14 protein-coding genes, 2 tRNA genes, 2 rRNA genes, 1 other RNA gene and 1 pseudogene are annotated in these 18,469 nt (G+C 43.7%); 7 read left to right on the forward strand and 13 right to left on the reverse strand.

Annotated elements, in window-relative coordinates:
• From HMPREF1535_RS00005 to HMPREF1535_RS00030, 6 genes are all read right to left on the reverse strand, one after another.
• Window positions 1–2,540 (reverse strand): 23S ribosomal RNA (locus HMPREF1535_RS00005); the annotation flags it as partial.
• 131 nt (window positions 2,541–2,671) lie between these two features.
• Window positions 2,672–2,745: transfer RNA gene (locus HMPREF1535_RS00010), tRNA-Ala, on the reverse strand.
• 23 nt (window positions 2,746–2,768) lie between these two features.
• Window positions 2,769–2,842, reverse strand: a tRNA-Ile gene (locus HMPREF1535_RS00015).
• A gap of 157 nt (window positions 2,843–2,999) precedes the next feature.
• A 16S ribosomal RNA gene (locus tag HMPREF1535_RS00020) occupies window positions 3,000–4,526 on the reverse strand.
• A gap of 529 nt (window positions 4,527–5,055) precedes the next feature.
• Window positions 5,056–5,916, reverse strand: coding sequence for a sigma-70 family RNA polymerase sigma factor (locus HMPREF1535_RS00025; RefSeq protein ID WP_005641668.1), 861 nt, complete (start codon window positions 5,914–5,916; stop codon window positions 5,056–5,058).
• A gap of 143 nt (window positions 5,917–6,059) precedes the next feature.
• Window positions 6,060–7,634, reverse strand: coding sequence for a Do family serine endopeptidase (locus HMPREF1535_RS00030; RefSeq protein ID WP_046144946.1), 1,575 nt, complete (start codon window positions 7,632–7,634; stop codon window positions 6,060–6,062).
• A 494-nt stretch (window positions 7,635–8,128) separates the two neighbouring features.
• On the opposite strand from HMPREF1535_RS00030, the gene rnpB reads away from it, so the two are divergent.
• From rnpB to HMPREF1535_RS00040, 3 genes are all read left to right on the forward strand, one after another.
• Window positions 8,129–8,485: RNase P RNA component class A (gene rnpB / locus HMPREF1535_RS25090), an RNA gene on the forward strand.
• A gap of 43 nt (window positions 8,486–8,528) precedes the next feature.
• Complete coding sequence (locus HMPREF1535_RS00035; RefSeq protein WP_046144947.1) at window positions 8,529–9,905, forward strand: YihY/virulence factor BrkB family protein; 1,377 nt, start codon at window positions 8,529–8,531, stop codon at window positions 9,903–9,905.
• Window positions 9,902–11,239, forward strand: a complete 1,338-nt coding sequence (locus tag HMPREF1535_RS00040; protein ID WP_046144948.1) for an MATE family efflux transporter — start codon at window positions 9,902–9,904, stop codon at window positions 11,237–11,239. The genes HMPREF1535_RS00035 and HMPREF1535_RS00040 overlap by 4 nt, the downstream gene beginning before the upstream one ends.
• Window positions 11,240–11,308: 69 nt before the next feature.
• Here the strand turns inward: HMPREF1535_RS00040 and HMPREF1535_RS00045 are convergent, their stop codons facing one another.
• Window positions 11,309–11,911, reverse strand: a complete 603-nt coding sequence (locus HMPREF1535_RS00045) for a riboflavin synthase (protein ID WP_046144949.1) — start codon at window positions 11,909–11,911, stop codon at window positions 11,309–11,311.
• A gap of 87 nt (window positions 11,912–11,998) precedes the next feature.
• Between HMPREF1535_RS00045 and HMPREF1535_RS00050 the strand changes: the two genes are divergently transcribed.
• The 4 genes from HMPREF1535_RS00050 to HMPREF1535_RS00065 are packed head-to-tail and all read left to right on the forward strand — an operon-like array spanning window position 11,999 to window position 13,805.
• Window positions 11,999–12,340: a TM2 domain-containing protein gene (locus HMPREF1535_RS00050; protein ID WP_046144950.1), complete on the forward strand. Its 342-nt coding sequence runs from the start codon at window positions 11,999–12,001 to the stop codon at window positions 12,338–12,340.
• 12 nt (window positions 12,341–12,352) lie between these two features.
• The gene (locus HMPREF1535_RS25245) at window positions 12,353–12,724 is read left to right on the forward strand and encodes a DUF2752 domain-containing protein (protein WP_082207480.1); all 372 of its coding nucleotides are present in this window, start codon (window positions 12,353–12,355) and stop codon (window positions 12,722–12,724) included.
• 52 nt (window positions 12,725–12,776) lie between these two features.
• Window positions 12,777–13,109, forward strand: a complete 333-nt coding sequence (locus HMPREF1535_RS00060) for an NINE protein (protein WP_046144952.1) — start codon at window positions 12,777–12,779, stop codon at window positions 13,107–13,109.
• Window positions 13,110–13,166: 57 nt separating this feature from the next.
• A complete protein-coding gene (locus HMPREF1535_RS00065) occupies window positions 13,167–13,805 on the forward strand; it encodes a hypothetical protein (protein WP_046144953.1) in 639 nt (212 codons plus the stop codon).
• Between the two features lie 71 nt (window positions 13,806–13,876).
• Here the strand turns inward: HMPREF1535_RS00065 and HMPREF1535_RS00070 are convergent, their stop codons facing one another.
• From HMPREF1535_RS00070 to HMPREF1535_RS00090, 6 genes and pseudogenes are all read right to left on the reverse strand, one after another.
• Window positions 13,877–15,523 (reverse strand): diphosphate--fructose-6-phosphate 1-phosphotransferase, encoded by a 1,647-nt coding sequence (locus HMPREF1535_RS00070; RefSeq protein WP_007658653.1) that lies wholly within the window; start codon window positions 15,521–15,523, stop codon window positions 13,877–13,879.
• A gap of 108 nt (window positions 15,524–15,631) precedes the next feature.
• A complete protein-coding gene (locus HMPREF1535_RS00075) occupies window positions 15,632–16,525 on the reverse strand; it encodes a hypothetical protein (RefSeq protein WP_187386413.1) in 894 nt (297 codons plus the stop codon).
• 212 nt (window positions 16,526–16,737) lie between these two features.
• Window positions 16,738–16,848, reverse strand: a pseudogene (locus HMPREF1535_RS26135) (alpha/beta hydrolase); the annotation flags it as partial.
• Between the two features lie 18 nt (window positions 16,849–16,866).
• Entirely contained in the window at window positions 16,867–17,517 is a 651-nt protein-coding gene (locus tag HMPREF1535_RS00080; RefSeq protein WP_046144954.1) for a DUF1349 domain-containing protein, read from the reverse strand.
• A gap of 124 nt (window positions 17,518–17,641) precedes the next feature.
• On the reverse strand, window positions 17,642–17,860 hold the full coding sequence (locus tag HMPREF1535_RS00085; protein ID WP_046144955.1) for a hypothetical protein: 219 nt from the start codon (window positions 17,858–17,860) through the stop codon (window positions 17,642–17,644).
• Window positions 17,826–18,317, reverse strand: coding sequence for an SWIM zinc finger family protein (locus HMPREF1535_RS00090; RefSeq protein ID WP_235438428.1), 492 nt, complete (start codon window positions 18,315–18,317; stop codon window positions 17,826–17,828). The genes HMPREF1535_RS00085 and HMPREF1535_RS00090 overlap by 35 nt, the downstream gene beginning before the upstream one ends.
• Between the last annotated feature and the right edge of the window lie 152 nt (window positions 18,318–18,469).

The following is an 18,469-nucleotide window of genomic DNA, read 5'->3' on the forward strand; positions in this document are numbered from 1 at the left end:
CCTTGGGACCTTCTCCAGCCCCAGGATGTGACGAGCCGACATCGAGGTGCCAAACCGCTCCGTCGATATGAGCTCTTGGGAGCGATCAGCCTGTTATCCCCGGAGTACCTTTTATCCTTTGAGCGATGGCCCTTCCATGCGGAACCACCGGATCACTATGCTCTAGTTTCCTACCTGATCGAGTTGTCTCTCTCCCAGTCAAGCACCCTTATGCCATTACACTCTACGACCGGTTACCAATCGGTCTGAGGGTACCTTTAGAAGCCTCCGTTACTCTTTTGGAGGCGACCACCCCAGTCAAACTACCCACCATACAGTGTCCTCGTTTCCACGAGTTAGAACTCAAACAACCAAAGGGCCGTATTTCAACGGCGACTCCACCGACACTGGCGTGCCTGCTTCGCAGTCTCCGGCCTATCCTACACATTAGTTGCCCAAATTCAATGTAAAGCTATAGTAAAGGTTCACGGGGTCTTTTCGTCCCATCGCGGGTAATCGGCATCTTCACCGATACTACAATTTCACCGAGCTCACGGTTGAGACAGTGTCCAGATCATTACACCATTCGTGCAGGTCGGAACTTACCCGACAAGGAATTTCGCTACCTTAGGACCGTTATAGTTACGGCCGCCGTTTACTGGGGCTTCAATTCAAACCTTCTCTTGCGATGAGCTCTCCTCTTAACCTTCCAGCACCGGGCAGGTGTCAGGCTGTATACTTCATATTTCTATTTCGCACAGCCATGTGTTTTTGTTAAACAGTTGCCTGGACCTATTCTCTGCGCCCCGCCATCGCTGACAGGGACCCTTTATCCCGAAGTTACAGGGTCAATTTGCCTAGTTCCTTAACCGTGAATCACTCGAGCGCCTCAGTATTCTCAACCCAACTACGTGTGTCCGTTTACGGTACGGGTACTCTATAGATATGCTTAGCGGATTTTCTAGGGAGCCTGTTTACATCCATATTGCCTTGTACAAGTACTCGGCATACTGTCAGGTTCGACTCTCACGGCGGATTTGCCTACCATGATCAACGTCTACACCCTTTAACCAACTATTCCGTCAGTTGGCAGGACTGTCACTTCTCCGTCTCCACATCGCTCTATAAAGTAGTATGGGAATATTAAACCATTCTTCCATCGGAATCGCCGTTCGGCTTATCCTTAGGTCCCGACTTACCCTGATCCGATTAACGTTGATCAGGAAACCTTAGTCTTTCGGCGAGGAAGTTTCTCACTTCCTTTATCGTTACTTATACCTACATTTGCTTTTCCAGCTACTCCAGCAAGGGTTATCCCTCACCTTCAACGCCACTGGAATGCTCCCCTACCATCCATTACTCTGGATCCATAGCTTCGGTAAACAGTTTATGCCCGAGTATTATCCACGCCAAACTCCTCGACTAGTGAGCTGTTACGCACTCTTTAAATGAATGGCTGCTTCCAAGCCAACATCCTAGCTGTCTCTGCAGTCTGACTTCGTTAGTTCAACTTAACTGTTATTTGGGGACCTTAGCTGATAGTCTGGATTCTTCTCCTCTCGGACGCGGACCTTAGCACCCGCGCCCTCACTCCTTATCAATATATAACACGCATTCGGAGTTTATCTGGACTTGATAGGCGGTGAAGCCCTCGCATCCAATCAGTCGCTCTACCTCATGCTATACTAAATAAAGGCTGCACCTAAATGCATTTCGGGGAGTACGAGCTATCTCCAAGTTTGATTAGCCTTTCACCCCTACCCACAGTTCATCCGAAAGCTTTTCAACGCTTACCGGTTCGGTCCTCCAGTTAGTGTTACCTAACCTTCAACCTGACCATGGGTAGATCACTTGGTTTCGCGTCTACTCCCTCCGACTATGTCGCCCTATTCAGACTCGCTTTCGCTTCGGCTCCGTATCTGAAATACTTAACCTTGCCGGAGAAAGTAACTCGTAGGTTCATTATGCAAAAGGCACGCCGTCACAACTTACGTTGCTCCGACCGCTTGTAGGCAGACGGGTTCAGGGTCTATTTCACTCCTCTGTTCGAGGTTCTTTTCACCTTTCCCTCACGGTACTGGTTCGCTATCGGTCTCTCGGGAGTATTTAGCCTTACGGGATGGGCCCCGCTAATTCACACAGAATTTCTCGTGCTCCGCGCTACTCAGGATACCACTAGGCTTCGTTAGAAAGTCGTGTACGGGATTTTCACCCTCTATGATCACTTTTTCCAAAGTGTTCCACTTTCCTAAGTTCTTGCCACAACGTGGTCCTACAACCCCGGTATTGCCTAAACAATACCGGTTTGGGCTCTTCCGCGTTCGCTCGCCACTACTTGCGGAATCATTTTTATTTTCTCCTCCTATGGGTACTTAGATGTTTCAGTTCCCCACGTTCGCCTCCCTTACGGGATGACAGGCCTTCAACCTGCCGGGTTGCCCCATTCGGAAATCTGAGGATCAAAGATTATTTGCATCTCCCCCCAGCTTATCGCAGCTTATCACGTCCTTCGTCGCCTCCGAGAGCCAAGGCATCCACCGTCTGCCCTTGCTTACTTTCTTATTTCCGGTTACCACAGGGGTAAATCGGATTGATATATCTTCAGCTTGCTCTTGTTACTTTATTTTACGTTGTCCATCATGTCAAAGATCTTGTCGTTACTTTACGTTTCTGATGTCTCGGTAACTTTTTGTGGAGAATAACGGATTCGAACCGTTGACCCTCTGCGTGCAAGGCAGATGCTCTAGCCAGCTGAGCTAATCCCCCAAAATTCTCTCTTAGAGATTCTGTAGTCCCAGGCAGAGTTGAACTGCCGACCTCTACATTATCAGTGTAGCGCTCTAACCAACTGAGCTATAGGACTGGCTTATCTTAATCTCCTGAAACTGCCGGATTTCCTTCAGCTTCATCTTTCTCTACTGGGTATCCAGTTTATAAGATCATATATAAATACATATTCAACCGTAGTACAAGTTAACTAATACCTCTGAGTCAACTTGATAACGAACTCTGCGCTCCAGAAAGGAGGTGTTCCAGCCGCACCTTCCGGTACGGCTACCTTGTTACGACTTAGCCCCAGTCATCGGTTTTACCCTAGGCCGATCCTTGCGGTTACGGACTTTAGGTACCCCCAACTCCCATGGCTTGACGGGCGGTGTGTACAAGGCCCGGGAACGTATTCACCGCGCCATGGCTGATGCGCGATTACTAGCGAATCCAGCTTCACGAAGTCGGGTTGCAGACTTCGATCCGAACTGAGATGGGGTTTGGAGATTTGCATCCGCTCACACGGTAGCTGCCCTTTGTCCCCACCATTGTAACACGTGTGTCGCCCCGGATGTAAGGGCCGTGCTGATTTGACGTCATCCCCACCTTCCTCACAGCTTACGCTGGCAGTCTCACTAGAGTCCTCAGCATGACCTGTTAGTAACTAGTGATAAGGGTTGCGCTCGTTATGGCACTTAAGCCGACACCTCACGGCACGAGCTGACGACAACCATGCAGCACCTCGCAAATTGCTATTACTAGAGACTCTGTTTCCAGAGCTGTCAATATGCGTTCAAACCCGGGTAAGGTTCCTCGCGTATCATCGAATTAAACCACATGTTCCTCCGCTTGTGCGGGCCCCCGTCAATTCCTTTGAGTTTCACCGTTGCCGGCGTACTCCCCAGGTGGATTACTTAACGCTTTCGCTGTGCCGCTTACTGTGTATCGCAAACAGCTAGTAATCATCGTTTACTGCGTGGACTACCAGGGTATCTAATCCTGTTTGATCCCCACGCTTTCGTGCTTCAGTGTCAGTTATAGTTTAGTAAGCTGCCTTCGCAATCGGAGTTCTGCGTGATATCTATGCATTTCACCGCTACACCACGCATTCCGCCTACCTCAAATATACTCAAGTCAACCAGTTTCAACGGCAATTTTATGGTTGAGCCACAAACTTTCACCGCTGACTTAATTAACCACCTACGCACCCTTTAAACCCAATAAATCCGGATAACGCTCGCATCCTCCGTATTACCGCGGCTGCTGGCACGGAGTTAGCCGATGCTTATTCATATGGTACATACAAAAAGGAACACGTTCCTCACTTTATTCCCATATAAAAGAAGTTTACAAACCATAGATCCTTCATCCTTCACGCGACTTGGCTGGTTCAGGCTCTCGCCCATTGACCAATATTCCTCACTGCTGCCTCCCGTAGGAGTCTGGTCCGTGTCTCAGTACCAGTGTGGGGGACCTTCCTCTCAGAACCCCTATCCATCGTGGACTTGGTGAGCCGTTACCTCACCAACTATCTAATGGAACGCATGCCCATCTATCAGCGATAATTCTTTAACAAATATTTCCATGTGGAACCCCTGTTTTATGCGGTATTAGTCCGACTTTCGCCGGGTTATTCCCCTCTGATAGGTAGGTTGCATACGCGTTACTCACCCGTGCGCCGGTCGCCACCAATGTATTGCTACATCGTGCTGCCCCTCGACTTGCATGTGTTAAGCCTGTCGCTAGCGTTCATCCTGAGCCAGGATCAAACTCTTCGTTGTTTAAATTGTTTTTTATCTCCTTTGCCAGGAATCGGAATTTATTTCAAGTTATTGACGGTATTAATTTTTAATACTTGTACTACTTGTTGATATGTAAATCTTTCAAAGAACTCTTGTTGTTACACTCGCTTTATTTTAGCGAACGTGGATGCAAAGATAAGAACTTTTATTCCATACTTCCAAATGTTTTAGGAAGTTTTTTCTAAAAGTTTTTTTCATCATGTTTTGCAGTGCCGTTCTCTCTCGAATGCGGATGCAAAAGTAGTGCTTTACAACATACGCTCCAAACTTTTATGGGATTATTTTTTCAACTAAATCGTTACCGATAGACTATAATTCTGAACGACTGATCGTTACAAGCATAAAAAAAATTACAACAATCCTCGTCACGGTTTCGCAGCTATTATTATTACTTATATAATGTACGCGAAAAATACAATTCCTAACAGCCAGGTCGGTATAAAAAAGACAAAAGCCCCGTATCCTTCTGGATATGGAGCTTTGTTTACCTCTTTGGTTTTACCCGAGGTCAACCTAAATACGATTTGAGGAGCTTGCTACGTGTTCCTTGTCTTAATCTTCTGATTGCTTTTTCCTTGATCTGGCGGACGCGCTCTCTAGTGAGGCCAAATTTGTCGCCAATCTCTTCCAATGTCATTTCCTGACAGCCTATACCGAAAAACATTTTGATTATCTCACATTCTCTTTCGGTTAGTGTAGCAAGTGCTCGATCAATTTCTTTTGCCAATGACTCGTTCATCAACGATCGGTCAGCGATAGGAGCGTCGTCGTTCACAAGCACATCCAAAAGACTGTTATCTTCGCCTTCTACGAACGGTGCATCCACAGAGATATGTCTTCCGGACACCTTTAGAGTATCTGAAATCTTATCTACAGGAATATCCAGTTCATCTGCCAGTTCTTCGGGAGAAGGTCTACGCTCATTTTCCTGTTCGAATTTAGAGAAGGCTTTGCTGATCTTGTTCAGCGAACCAACCTGATTCAACGGAAGACGAACAATTCTAGACTGCTCTGCCAAAGCCTGCAAAATAGACTGACGAATCCACCATACAGCATAAGAAATGAACTTAAACCCTCTGGTTTCATCAAATTTCTCAGCCGCTTTAATCAATCCCAGGTTACCTTCGTTAATAAGGTCAGGTAAACTTAATCCCTGGTTTTGATATTGCTTAGCTACAGAAACGACGAAACGCAGATTAGCTCTGGTTAATTTCTCCAATGCTCTCCGGTCGCCTCTTTTAATTGCCTGTGCCAATTCTACTTCCTCTTCCACTGTAATAAGATCTTCACGGCCTATTTCCTGAAGATACTTATCAAGCGAAGCACTTTCGCGATTGGTAATGGACTTTGTGATCTTTAACTGTCTCATCCAATGTTTTTAATTGAGAAATATCAGGGTGCAAAGATAATATTATTTTTATTGACAAAATTGGTCGAGTGCACCCTACACCCGACCAATTATAAACCTTTAACAATCTTCCCGCCAAATAAGACGAATATAACTTTATTTTATTATTCGGCTAGATCAATAGCATATACTTTTGTACGTCCGTTCGGATAAAAACCTTTTACAACGATGTAACGATCGTCTGCATTTCCTTTCAAGACCTTGTCTACCAACTTTTCGAGTTGTTCGGGTGTAGAGATCTTCTGGTCATTGACAATCATGATAACGAAGCCTTTCTGGATTCCGGCATCTTTCAATTTGCCTTTCAACAATCCTGTTACTTCAATACCGTAGCTTACACCAAGTTCGCGTTTTTGTTTATCCGTCAACGCTTTAAAAGCGGCTCCAAGAACATCTGCACTGCTGTCACCTGCGCTCTTCACAACAGATGTGCTTCCTTGTGCATTACGAAGTTCCACAGTAAATTTCTTATTGCTTCCATTACGATCTACAGTAATTTCCACTTTATCTCCGGGACGATATTTGCTGATTTGTTCCTGCAAAGCATTAGCATTCTTCACTTTCGCACCATTTACAGCAATAATTACATCACCTTTTTCGATACCGGCTTCTTTAGCTGAACTTCTTTCTGCGAAATCCGACACGCAAGCACCTTCAGAGACTTTTATCTTCGACTTCAGTTCAGTCAACTCTTCTTTCAACTTACTATCCAGGTTCGGATAACTCAACTGATCAGCAATATCACCTACACTCATCATCAAAACACCAAGGATTGCACGCTGTACAGTACCATACTGTTTCAAGTCGCTTGCCACCTTACCCGCAATGCTGATAGGAACAGCAAATGAATATCCGGCAAAGTTTCCTGTTTCAGAATAGATAGCCGTGTTGATACCAACCAGTTCACCTTTTGTATTCACCAAAGCCCCCCCACTATTACCTGGGTTTACGGCAGCATCCGTCTGGATAAATGATTCGATTTTACTTCTGTCACCTCCCATAGAGATTCCACGGCCTTTGGCACTAACAATACCGGCAGTAACTGTCGATGTCAGGTTGAACGGGTTACCAACAGCCAGCACCCACTCTCCTACCTTCAATTTTTCAGAATCACCGAACGGAATAGTCGGAAGATCTTTTGCATCTACTTTTATCAATGCAATATCTGTCGTAGGATCCGTTCCAATCAGTTTAGCCGAAAACTTACGGTTATCATTCAATGTCACTTCCAATTCATCCGCCCCGTCAATCACATGGTTATTTGTGATAATATATCCATCTGTGGAAATAATAACACCTGAACCAGATCCGACACGAGGCTGCGGTTGCGGACGCTGAAAACCTCCTCCGCCTCTTCCTCCAAATCCGAAGAAGTACTCAAAAGGATCGACATATTGCTGTCCTCTGCCATCATCGGCATACTGCTTGGCATTGGTTGTAGCTTTGATGTGCACAACCCCATGCACGGTGCTTTCTGCCGCCTGGGTAAAATCGGTATTTTCCGCTGCCACTGCATTCAATCCGGCATATCGAACAGGCTGATTGAATGTGTTCGTAAAATCGGTGACATAAACCGGTTGATTCTTATTCATTAAATAAGCACTTGTTCCAACGGCTGCCCCCGTACTGATCGCAGCAACAAGAACAACTCCCAGCACATTTTTCCACATTGTTTTCATACTTTTTCTATTTTATCAAACATTTAAATTTAACACTTTTCTTTCGACAAAGAAAGTTCAAAAAACGTGCGATTATTCCATTTGCCTATGATTTTTTATCACTTTTAACGACGAATTATACGGGGTTAACGGCACTTAACAGTACTGTGTATTGCAAAGTACCTTTTTAACAATCATCCGCCTGTCAAATGGTCATGCTTTCAGTAATATAACAGCAGAAACGGCAGAATGTTCATACCAGTTGACAGATGACAGGTGACAATTGGCAGGTAAGAAAGAGGCATACTTTGCTTATAAAGTAGTTCTTAACCTACTTATTAAGTAACTCTTCGATTACTCGATAAGTAGCCTCCCCTGCTACTTACTAAGTAAGCCGGCGTCTACTTAGTAAGTAACTCAAAAGCAACCTGAAAGACAGCCCGTTCCTGTCTTTCCTCAAAATTGTCAACTGTCAACCGCTAACTGTCAACTAAAATAGTTATCTTTGTCGCATTGCAGCCTGCCGGTCTGTCGCTCATCTTCGGATGTGAGGAAAGTCCGGGCAACACAGAGCACCATACTTCTTAACGGGAAGTTGTCCGCAAGGGCAAAGTAGTGTAACAGAAAATAACCGCCGGACTCGTCCGGTAAGGGTGAAAAGGTGAGGTAAGAGCTCACCGGGTCCCGTAGTAATACGGGATGCCGTACGCCTTATGGGTTGTAAGGTCATGTATACCGGCGTATGTAGGATTGCTCGTCCGATGCCGGGGGGTAGACCGCTAAAGCTTGCCGGTGACGGTAAGACAAGATAAATGGCAGACACTCCAACTTCGGTTGAAGCACAGGACCCGGCTTACAGGCAGGCTGCATTTTTTATTCATCCGGCAAACACCTTTTGCCCCTACAAATCACAGCATGAAGAAGAAGACGGATAAAAAGACTGCTGATAAAAAGCCTCTGATAGAACGGATCAACGCCTTGCTGACAAGAACCATTCGTTTTGTAACTTACGACATCTGGAGAATTACAGAAAATGAAGTAAGCGGCCTGAAAGAACTTTATATCAACACGATCAAAACAGTCATACTTGCCGTACGCGGTTTCAACAGCGAGAACCTGCAAACAAAGGCATCCGCTCTTACTTACAGTACCTTTCTGGCTATTGTTCCTTTATTGGCAGTATTGGTCGGCATCGCCAAAGGTTTCGGCTTTCAGGCTACTGTCCGGAAAGAACTGCTCTATTATTTCCCCGGACATGAGAACGAACTGAATAAAGCATTCCAGTACGTAGAGAATTATCTGGCACAGGCACAAGGCGGTGTTATCATCGGGATCGGTCTTGTTCTGCTGTTCTATACGGTCATCAACCTGATCTCTTCCATCGAAGATACCTTCAACGATATATGGCAAATAAAAAAGTCACGTCCATGGTACAGGAAAATATCAGACTATCTGGCGCTGTTCCTCATATTGCCGATACTGATGACTGCCTCCAGCGGGCTTTCTATCTTTGCCTCCACCCTGCAAAATTCATTTCTGAGCAATTACCTTTTTTTCACGCCACTGGTCGAACTTGCCCTGAATGTCGTACCTTATATTATTACCATAATGGCTTTTACAGGTCTTTATGTATCATTACCTAACACAAAAGTCAGGTTCATCAACGGCCTGATGGTAGGTATAATTGCCGGTTGCGCCTTTCAGTTCTTCCAATTTATTTATATCAGCGGACAGATCTGGGTTAGTAAATACAATGCTATCTATGGTAGTTTTGCCGCCTTACCTTTATTATTACTATGGTTACAATTATCCTGGCTGATCTGCCTTTTCGGGGCTGAATTATCTTATGCTTCACAAAACGTAAAGAAGTTCAGCTTTGAACGTGACAGCAAGAACATCAGCCGCAGATACAAGGATTTTCTTACGCTGCTTATATCTTCCCTTATCATAAAAAGGTTTGTCAAAGGAGAGAAACCCTATACGGCAGACGAACTGTCGGATGCCTACCGTATCCCCATCCGCCTCACGACAGACATACTTTATCTGCTTACCGAGCTGGGAATCATTATAGAGGTAAATTATGGAGATGATGAACGTGTCGCCTATTATCAGCCGGCCATCGACATAAACCAAATAACGGTAGGCTATCTGTTTGCCAAGATGGATGAATATGGTTCTGAAAATTTCAAGATAGACACTTCCAAACTTTTTACCAAAGAATGGCATGCCTTGCTGAAAACCCGGGAAGATATGATTAAAGCAAACGATAATATCTTACTCAAAGATTTATGAACACCTCAGACCTGACGCACGGCCCGGTTTGGAAAGTGATCGTACGCTTTGCTTTACCATTACTTATCGGAAACTTATTGCAGCAACTCTATAATATTACCGACAGTATTATCGTCGGACAATTTTTAGGGAAAGAAGCATTAGCTGCCGTTTCCGCCTCATTCTTTATATATTACTTTATTATATCACTCGTTATCGGTGTCGGAAGCGGAACCTCCGTAGTCGTTTCGCAATTCTTCGGAGCCAAACAATATGACAAAGTGCAACGTGCTTTCTCCTCCTTTTTCATTTTTATGCTGGTAGCAGGCATTGCTCTTTCAATTGCCGGGATCATATTCGCCGAACCTATCTTCCGCCTGACCAACACGCCGGAGGAAGTCATACCCGATGCCGTCGCTTATTTCAGGATTTATATAGGAGGAACATTCCTGTTCGTCACATTCAATAGTATTATTTCCATATTAAGAGGCGTGGGGGAATCCGTACGACCTATGATCTTTATTTTCATCACCACCGTATTGAATATCGTCCTCGATTTACTATTTATCGTTGGCTTCGGCTGGGGAATCGAAGGAGCGGCACGCGCAACCGTCATAGCGCAGGGAATCGGAATGTGTGTGGCTTTAGGTTATGTCAATAACACCCACCCGCTCCTATCCATCAAAAAACAAGATTTACTGTTCGACATGAAGCTATTCAAAGAAGGATTGAAAATAGGACTCCCCACCAGCGTACAACAGTGCGCGATCGCTTTGGGACTGATTGCTCTTCTCGGAATAGTGAACGGCTTCGGCACCGATACCCTGACCGCTTACGGTGCCGCCGGGAAAATCGACACGATCATTACACAAGCTGTCCTGACACTATCCGGCGCACTGGCTGCATTCTGCGGACAAAACATCGGAGCCGGCCGCTTCGACCGTGTACGCAAAGGACTACGGTTCACCATGCTGGTCAATGTCATATTCAGCGTGGTCACCTTCACAGCTATTTACTTCTTCGGGGAGGAAATGATGCGCGCCTTCACCAACGACCAGGCAGTAATTGCGATCGGAAAAGAATATTTACTGATCATCGGAGGATTCTTCATTGTGCACGGAGCTTTGAATATCTACAATGGTGCACTTCGGGGAGCCGGAGATACGATTTTCACAATGGTGACCAGCCTGCTTTGCCTGTGGCTGATCCGTATTCCGCTGGCTTACCAGCTAAGTACCTGGTACGGCCGTCAGGGAATATGGTGGGCTATCGGGATCAGTATCGGCATAGGATTGGTTATTACGTACATATATTATAAGACAGATATCTGGAAGAAAAGATGCGTTGTAAAATAAACGGCAGAACGCTTCGGGATAAACACCCGGGCGCTCTGCCGTTATTTCTTTACTAAAAGAGGAAATCTTTCATTTGAACTGCATCATTTTACTGATGTATTTACCGACGATATCAAACTCCAGATTTACTACAGTTCCTTTTTCGATCCGGCAGAAGTTTGTATTATCGTGTGTATAAGGGATGATAGCCACCTCGAAACTATTCTGCTGCGAGTTGCAGACAGTCAGACTGACACCATTTACACAAACAGATCCCTTTTCCACGGTCATATATCCCTGTTGCGCCATCGCCTTGTCGAAAATATATTCAAATGTATAATACCAGCTTCCGTCCGCTTCGCGTACATTCGTACAAACAGCCGTCTGATCCACATGCCCCTGAACGATATGTCCGTCCAGGCGACCGTTCATCATCATGCTTCGTTCAAGATTTACCAGATCACCGACTTTCAGCAGTCCCAGATTGGAACGGTCCAGTGTTTCCTGGATAGCCGTCACCGTATAAGTTTCGTCGGTCAGGTTCACCACTGTCAGACAAACGCCGTTATGTGCCACACTCTGATCAATTTTCAGCTCATTTACAAATGAACACTTCATCGTGATATGCAGGTTTCCCTGATCTGCATTCAACGCAACTACCTGAGCAGCTTCTTCTACAATTCCTGAGAACATAGTATTGTGTTGTTTAAATTAATATTATCAGGTCAAAGATACGAAAAAACACTATATTTGTCGTTAGTAACTTAATCTATAAAAATTATGGACGCACAAAAAGTGGATATGTTCCTCATGACAAACAGTAGCAAACTACCTGCCAGTCATATACCTATCATCAGGGATCGTCTGTTGGACATGGACGAATCCAAGCTGATTTATTTACAAACCTGCGATTTCAAAGACCCGACTATCATACTTATTATTTCCGTTTTCCTCGGCTCATTGGGTATCGACCGTTTTCTGATCGGCGATGTAGCCTTGGGTGTCGGCAAGCTGGTCACTTTAGGCGGTTGCGGGATCTGGATGATTATCGACTGGTTTCTGATCATGGATGCGACGAAAAAGAAGAACCTGGAACAGTTGCAGAATATTTTAATGTTCTAATCCCTGCTACTTGTGGGAAAGAGAAATAAATATGCATATCTTGCTGTAGCCATTATAGCGGGATATGCATTATTATCATTTCCTTGCATTTTCCACACAATGACAGGATATCCGTGTCCGGCCTGCGGAACGCGTCGTGCAATTCTTGCCCTACTGAACGGAGATATAGGCGATTCAATCCTCATCAATCCTTATGGGTTACTCTTTGTTTTGCTGGCTGTCTTCTTTATTACAGGTATCGTTTTTGACTTCATACGAAAAAGGCATACGTTCCGGGATTGGCTGAAAAAAGCGGAGCGCAAGCTGGCAAATAAGTATATTCTTACATTCATTATTCTATTAACAATACTGAACTGGATATGGAATATCCACAAAAGATTGTAAAAGAACCAGGAAATACTTATATTTACACATTATAAACCTACTGACTAAAAATATGGAAGCTGATAAAGTCGATAAATTCCTTCTGGCTAATGAGAGTAAATTTCCGGATTACGAAATTCCCATCCATAAGCTGCTCAATCTCCCCCCGGAGAAAGAGACTCTTTTAGAAGACACCCATTTCAGAAGTCCGGGAAAAATACTACTTCTCTCCATTTTCCTCGGTGTGACCGGTTTGGACCGTTTCCTGATCGGGAACATAGGCAAAGGCTTTGGCAAACTTCTGACCGGCGGCGGCCTCGGGATATGGTATATTGTCGATTGGTTCCTGATCACCGGGGCGACCAAGCGATATAATATGAATAAGTTGATGACGATCCTATCATAAGTCAACCCAATATTTTGTATATTGCCACTGTATTAATATTAATAAAAACAATTATATATGGAAACTACACAAGATCCGATAGATCGGCTTTCTCAATCAATGATGGACCATTCGATATGCCGCAGAGCAATATTAATATATACGCTACTGACCGGGTACTCGCTTTTCGACTCTATCCAGACTAAAAAGAATTATACGAAATGCAACATCACGTATAAAGACGCAGAGTTCATCTCTGACCGGTTCGGAGAAATAACAGGTATAGATATTGCTCCTGAAAAATTTCTGCACGATAAAAACCAGCTGGCCGACGAATTGCTTGACGATTATCAGGAATATCAGTCTTTACTGGCAAACTACGACGAGAATACGCGCTCCATGGTTATAGCGTTTTACCAGTTTTTGTTTTATTATCGCAAATTGCCCCATGAAGTAATCCTGGCTTTAGAAATTGCTTTGTCTGCATTTCTGAAATATGTATCCGGAAATATCAATAAAAAGGAATTAAAAAAACAGATTATCAACTTCGATATTCTCAATCAAAAAACTATCAAAGTAGACTCTATGTATGTACGTCACAATTTCGTCTGCATGGAAAAAGACTTCAACGACATCTGCCTCAAGAAAGCAAACAGGATACTGAAACAGGCAGGCAAAGCCCCACTGAGCAAGTATACAATAGATGTCAGCATATAAGACACTACCGTAAAAAAATAGAGGTAAAGCCTAAGCCTTACCTCTATTATATAATATATGATCTCTCTATCTTATTTTGCCTGTTCCAACTGCAATGTCTTAGTCGGTTCGTCGCAAACTTCTGTCGGACCGAAGTACTGGATCGGACCCGGATAAACGTAGCTGGTAGTCAATGCCCATTCGTCGCGGTTAGCAGCGAATTTCTTGAAAGGAGCACCATCCAGTTTAACCAACGCTTTCTGGATAACCGGCTTCATTTCGCCATGACGTTTTTCCATGTTCATCATCATTGTTACAGGGATACCACCGGCAATCCACTTTTCAGCAGGAGCAGTCGTATTACGTACAGATGACATATAACCGGTCTTACCTGCTGCGATCAGGCAAGAAGCAGTGTAACCTAATGAATAGCAATAGTCTGCATCGTAGTTAGACGGAGCAGCGCAACGTCCTTCATAACCGAAGAAGTGGTGCAATGCAGAGAATTTACCGTTGTATTTACCGGCTTTCTTCCATTCGTCCAATTTCTTGCCAACCATTTCAGACAGCAATTTTTCTGTTTCGATCAGAGAAACCTGAACGTTTCCGTGCGGGTCGCGGTCCAAAGACAACTGACGGGCAACGCCTTCCGGAAGAGAAGCATACAGGTCAGAGTTTTCTTTAGTCAGCTTGCTGATGATATAAGCACGCTGTTCGCTCTTCTTGATCATCTTGAATTCAGCATCGTGTTTAGCCAGGAAGTCGTTCAGTTCGGCGATCAGACGTTTCATAGCCGGAACGAATTCGATCAGACCTTCAGGGATCAGTACGGTACCGAAGTTTTGACCGTTTTCTGCACGTTTTGCAACGATTTCAGCAACATAAGTCACGATATCGTCCAAAGACATATTTTTAGCTTCCACTTCTTCTGAAACGATAGCGATGTTCGGCTGAGTCTGCAAAGCACATTCCAGTGCGATGTGAGATGCTGAACGGCCCATCAGTTTGATGAAGTGCCAGTATTTCTGAGCTGAGTTACAGTCACGTTGAATGTTACCGATAACTTCCGAGTAAACTTTACAAGCCGTATCGAAACCGAAAGAAGTTTCAATCTGTTCGTTCTTCAGGTCACCATCGATAGTCTTCGGACAACCGATAACCTGTACACCAGCGTTGATAGCTTTGTAATATTCAGCCAGTACGCAAGCATTTGTATTAGAGTCGTCACCACCGATAATAACAAGTGCCTTGATGTCCAGTTCTTTCAGGATTTCCAGACCCTTGTCGAACTGTTCTTTTGTTTCCAGTTTAGTACGACCTGAACCGATCATATCGAAACCGCCTGTATTACGATATTCGTCGATAATATCAGCAGTCAGTTCCATATATTTGTGATCGATCAGACCACCGGGACCCAGGATAAAGCCATACAGGCGGGAATCCTTGTTTGTAGCCTTCACACCGTCAAAGATACCGGCAATCACATTATGACCACCAGGAGCCTGACCACCGGAAAGGATTACACCAACATTGATAGCAGGCATTTCTTTCTTTTCGTTGCTCTTTTCAAAAGTAACGATCGGCATTCCGTACGTGTTAGGGAATAATTTCTTGATGTCTTCCTGATCGGCTACTGATTCTGTGTATTCACCATCTACGGCTTTTACAGCACCTTTCAATGCAGCGGGTACCTTAGGTTGGTAAGCTGCTCTTGCAATTTGTAATGCGCTCTTTGTCATTTCTTAATCTGATTTATATAGATATTATCTGATTCTTATCTAAAGCGGTGCAAATATAGAAATATTTCTTTATTCCTGAAAGCGGAAATAGGCCGCATTTTATATTTCTTAGATAAATACTCCAGGATCAAATTCTCCACCTAACCCTAACTTTTTCAATCGTGACCTAATAGCACCTTGTGTCCGTTCAAACAAACCTGCTAACTCATCAATTGCATATCCATCTTCATAAAGCTTTTTCAACGCATTATCAGCTTCTGCATCCCAAGGTAGATATGCCTTAGGATTCTCCTTCTGCTTTTCTGCAATCGTATAACTTTTTTCTTTGATAGAAGATTTACAATAATTGTTCCAATTCATTACCTTTCTTATTTTGCTCACAACAGAAGCAAACCTATCAAAAGGTTCAATCCAAACAGGAATATCTTCATTGATCCATCCCATCACCTGAATAATTTTATCATGAATATCTTCAACTCTATTTATATTCCAACAAATAGACTCGTTATGGAAAATCCTATTCCTAAAACTCCTCAAAGAGTTTAATGGAGCTGAAACATTTCGTCTTTGTCGTAAATGTTTCGGAAGATAAGGGAAAGCACGACGAAGATCTTTCCACAATATACGCTCATATTCACTATTTAGTAACGACACCCAAAAACCTAATGTAAGCTCTGCAATAACCTTCGACGCTGTTATCGTCTCATTACGTCCCGCAATCTGTTTTTGTGCCTGAGTAATATATCTGTTTAACCCAATAAGTCCCGGTGTTGTAGGAAATATGGCATACCAATCTTCTCTTCCTGCCATTGTTTGCAATTCTCTACTTAATGCATTCCTCAAAGCGACTTCAAACGTGGAAAGCGAAACATAGAAAGCCTCAGCCAACTCAACATTGCATTGATAATGCAAAATTGCTTTCTGTTCATTCTGATGAGCTTTGAAATACCTTTCCATTCTCTTGTTAGAAAAAACTTTTTCAAAAAATTGTTTGTTATACATAGTAATAAGGTTATCTTTGCAGTGCAGTCCCGGTAATTCCTCTCCCAGATATTAGATGCTGGTGAAGAATCCGGTTTTTTTTATGCACATACATTCAGTTAATAAACTCCATAAAGAAATATCTACTAACTTTTTACTACATAGTAAAGTTTTGGTAGATTTCAATACGGCAAAGATAAAGTTTAAAACCAAGTAAAACAAGGATTAAGGTTTCATTTTAAGTTGTCCTCGAAGAAAACCGCCAATTTGTCGAAAGGGATTACATCCATGCAGTCATAGAGATCAGTATGATTTGCTCCCGGAATAATCATTAGTTCTTTGTTGACAGGCGTACAAGTAAATTATTCCGCATTCTTCTTCAACCACTCCAACCGGCGCATATCGGGCAGGTGCTTTACTTCAAAGTGTTCAAACTTCGCATTGAAGCCGTTCCCGTCGGGGCAGGCAGCCATAAAACCGACCTTTACCGGAATATTATCCTGCAACCAGGCGTTACGCATCATCGTGTATGTTTTATCGTCGAACGAATAGAATATTTCTACCGCATCCAGGCGTCTGACTGCTTTGATCCAGATATACGGGACAGGCTTATCCAGCGAGATCACACTCCAGTCGCTCGTTTTATGGGTAACGACAGTGCTCAGATTGAATTTACCGTCTACAAATTCGATACCCGCCTTGATATAATTCTCATGGTCGATACGGAGCATCAGTCCGGCCTGGTCGAAACGTGCTTTATACTCGCCTGTCACCTTCACTTTTACTTCAAACTCGCCGCCGTAAGTGGCATAATAAAAAGGTGCATCATCGACCGTAAACCCATAATGGGAGATACGCCAGTAATCGCTTTGCGGAGTGACAAACATGGATAATGCCTTATCATTTATCTCCCACTTTGCCGGTTCATTGAACCATTGCATCTTTTCCAACGTCTGTGCAGACGTCATTTGTATCGACAGGAAAGCCAGTGCTCCCAAAATCATTTTCTTCATTATTTTCTTCAATTATAAATTGGTCGGATTATATAAGTCAGTCCTTATTATTGTCTGCTCTAGCTATTTAAGACCACTTGATAAATGTCTCATGCAAAGATATTGAGATTTATTGAAAAACCGCCTAGAAATCTTTCAATATCCCCATCATAGCTGTTCTCCGTTTATACGCCTGACGGAAAACATCCACAAGGAGGCGGACTTCCTGCTCTCCTCCTTTCAGCTTCAGCATTTCTTTCAGTGCTTTTGCCACGTATTCATAATGCGATCGGTCTGTATTCTTTTCGGCATAAACCTGAACATGTGAACTAAAACGCTCCAACAAATCTTCCGGTTCTCCCATATCCACTGCCGGACGGTGAGGATAGAAAACACCTTTCCACTTCCTGACAATAATCCGTATCAAGGCTCTCTGTATTCCGATCAGGAATAAATTGCTGTTTCAAAGCATTCCTGAAATCAACATGATGAACAGCGTATTCCGATAAAAACGACATTAATTGCTTCTTATCTGCGATAGCAAGTATCTCGTCGATTTCAGCCTTGACTGTCTCAGAAGAAAAGCCACTGTTCTTACTCTCCGTCTCTTCTGCCTGGATAAAATATTTTTCCGTCTTTTTCCTTTCTCTGATCGTTAACAATGTGGCAACCACATGCTTACACATATCTCCTTCATAAGGACAATCACAGATATAATCCATGACCTTATCATCTTCAAGGGTTACTTCCACTGTATAATCCTCAGTACCCAGAACAGTTGCAACCCATTCCTCGGGAGAATCTTCTTCCAGATTTCTCACTGCTCCCTGCCTATAATAAGATATACCGCGCTCCCCCATATCTGAGGAAGCGCATAATTTTCAAAATTCGATAGTGTTATCATGATGCTCGTTTTGCAAGAATACAAAAGTACATGATTCCAGGAAGAAACGGTAATGTTCACGTGCAAAAG

Origin of the sequence: Parabacteroides goldsteinii DSM 19448 = WAL 12034, assembly GCF_000969835.1 — a bacterium.
GTDB lineage: Bacteria > Bacteroidota > Bacteroidia > Bacteroidales > Tannerellaceae > Parabacteroides > Parabacteroides goldsteinii.

Bases quoted from the DNA above. Each gene is read 5' to 3' on its own strand.
- HMPREF1535_RS00030 (WP_046144946.1), bottom strand. From the start codon at position 7,634: ATGAAAACAATGTGGAAAAATGTGCTGGGAGTTGTTCTTGTTGCTGCG.
- HMPREF1535_RS00050 (WP_046144950.1), top strand. From the start codon at position 11,999: ATGGACGCACAAAAAGTGGATATGTTCCTCATGACAAACAGTAGCAAA.
- HMPREF1535_RS00045 (WP_046144949.1), bottom strand. From the start codon at position 11,911: ATGTTCTCAGGAATTGTAGAAGAAGCTGCTCAGGTAGTTGCGTTGAAT.
- HMPREF1535_RS00070 (WP_007658653.1), bottom strand. From the start codon at position 15,523: ATGACAAAGAGCGCATTACAAATTGCAAGAGCAGCTTACCAACCTAAG.
- HMPREF1535_RS00040 (WP_046144948.1), top strand. From the start codon at position 9,902: ATGAACACCTCAGACCTGACGCACGGCCCGGTTTGGAAAGTGATCGTA.
- HMPREF1535_RS00060 (WP_046144952.1), top strand. From the start codon at position 12,777: ATGGAAGCTGATAAAGTCGATAAATTCCTTCTGGCTAATGAGAGTAAA.
- HMPREF1535_RS00065 (WP_046144953.1), top strand. From the start codon at position 13,167: ATGGAAACTACACAAGATCCGATAGATCGGCTTTCTCAATCAATGATG.
- HMPREF1535_RS00080 (WP_046144954.1), bottom strand. From the start codon at position 17,517: ATGAAGAAAATGATTTTGGGAGCACTGGCTTTCCTGTCGATACAAATG.
- HMPREF1535_RS00025 (WP_005641668.1), bottom strand. From the start codon at position 5,916: ATGAGACAGTTAAAGATCACAAAGTCCATTACCAATCGCGAAAGTGCT.
- HMPREF1535_RS00085 (WP_046144955.1), bottom strand. From the start codon at position 17,860: ATGGGAGAACCGGAAGATTTGTTGGAGCGTTTTAGTTCACATGTTCAG.
- HMPREF1535_RS00075 (WP_187386413.1), bottom strand. From the start codon at position 16,525: ATGTATAACAAACAATTTTTTGAAAAAGTTTTTTCTAACAAGAGAATG.
- HMPREF1535_RS00035 (WP_046144947.1), top strand. From the start codon at position 8,529: ATGAAGAAGAAGACGGATAAAAAGACTGCTGATAAAAAGCCTCTGATA.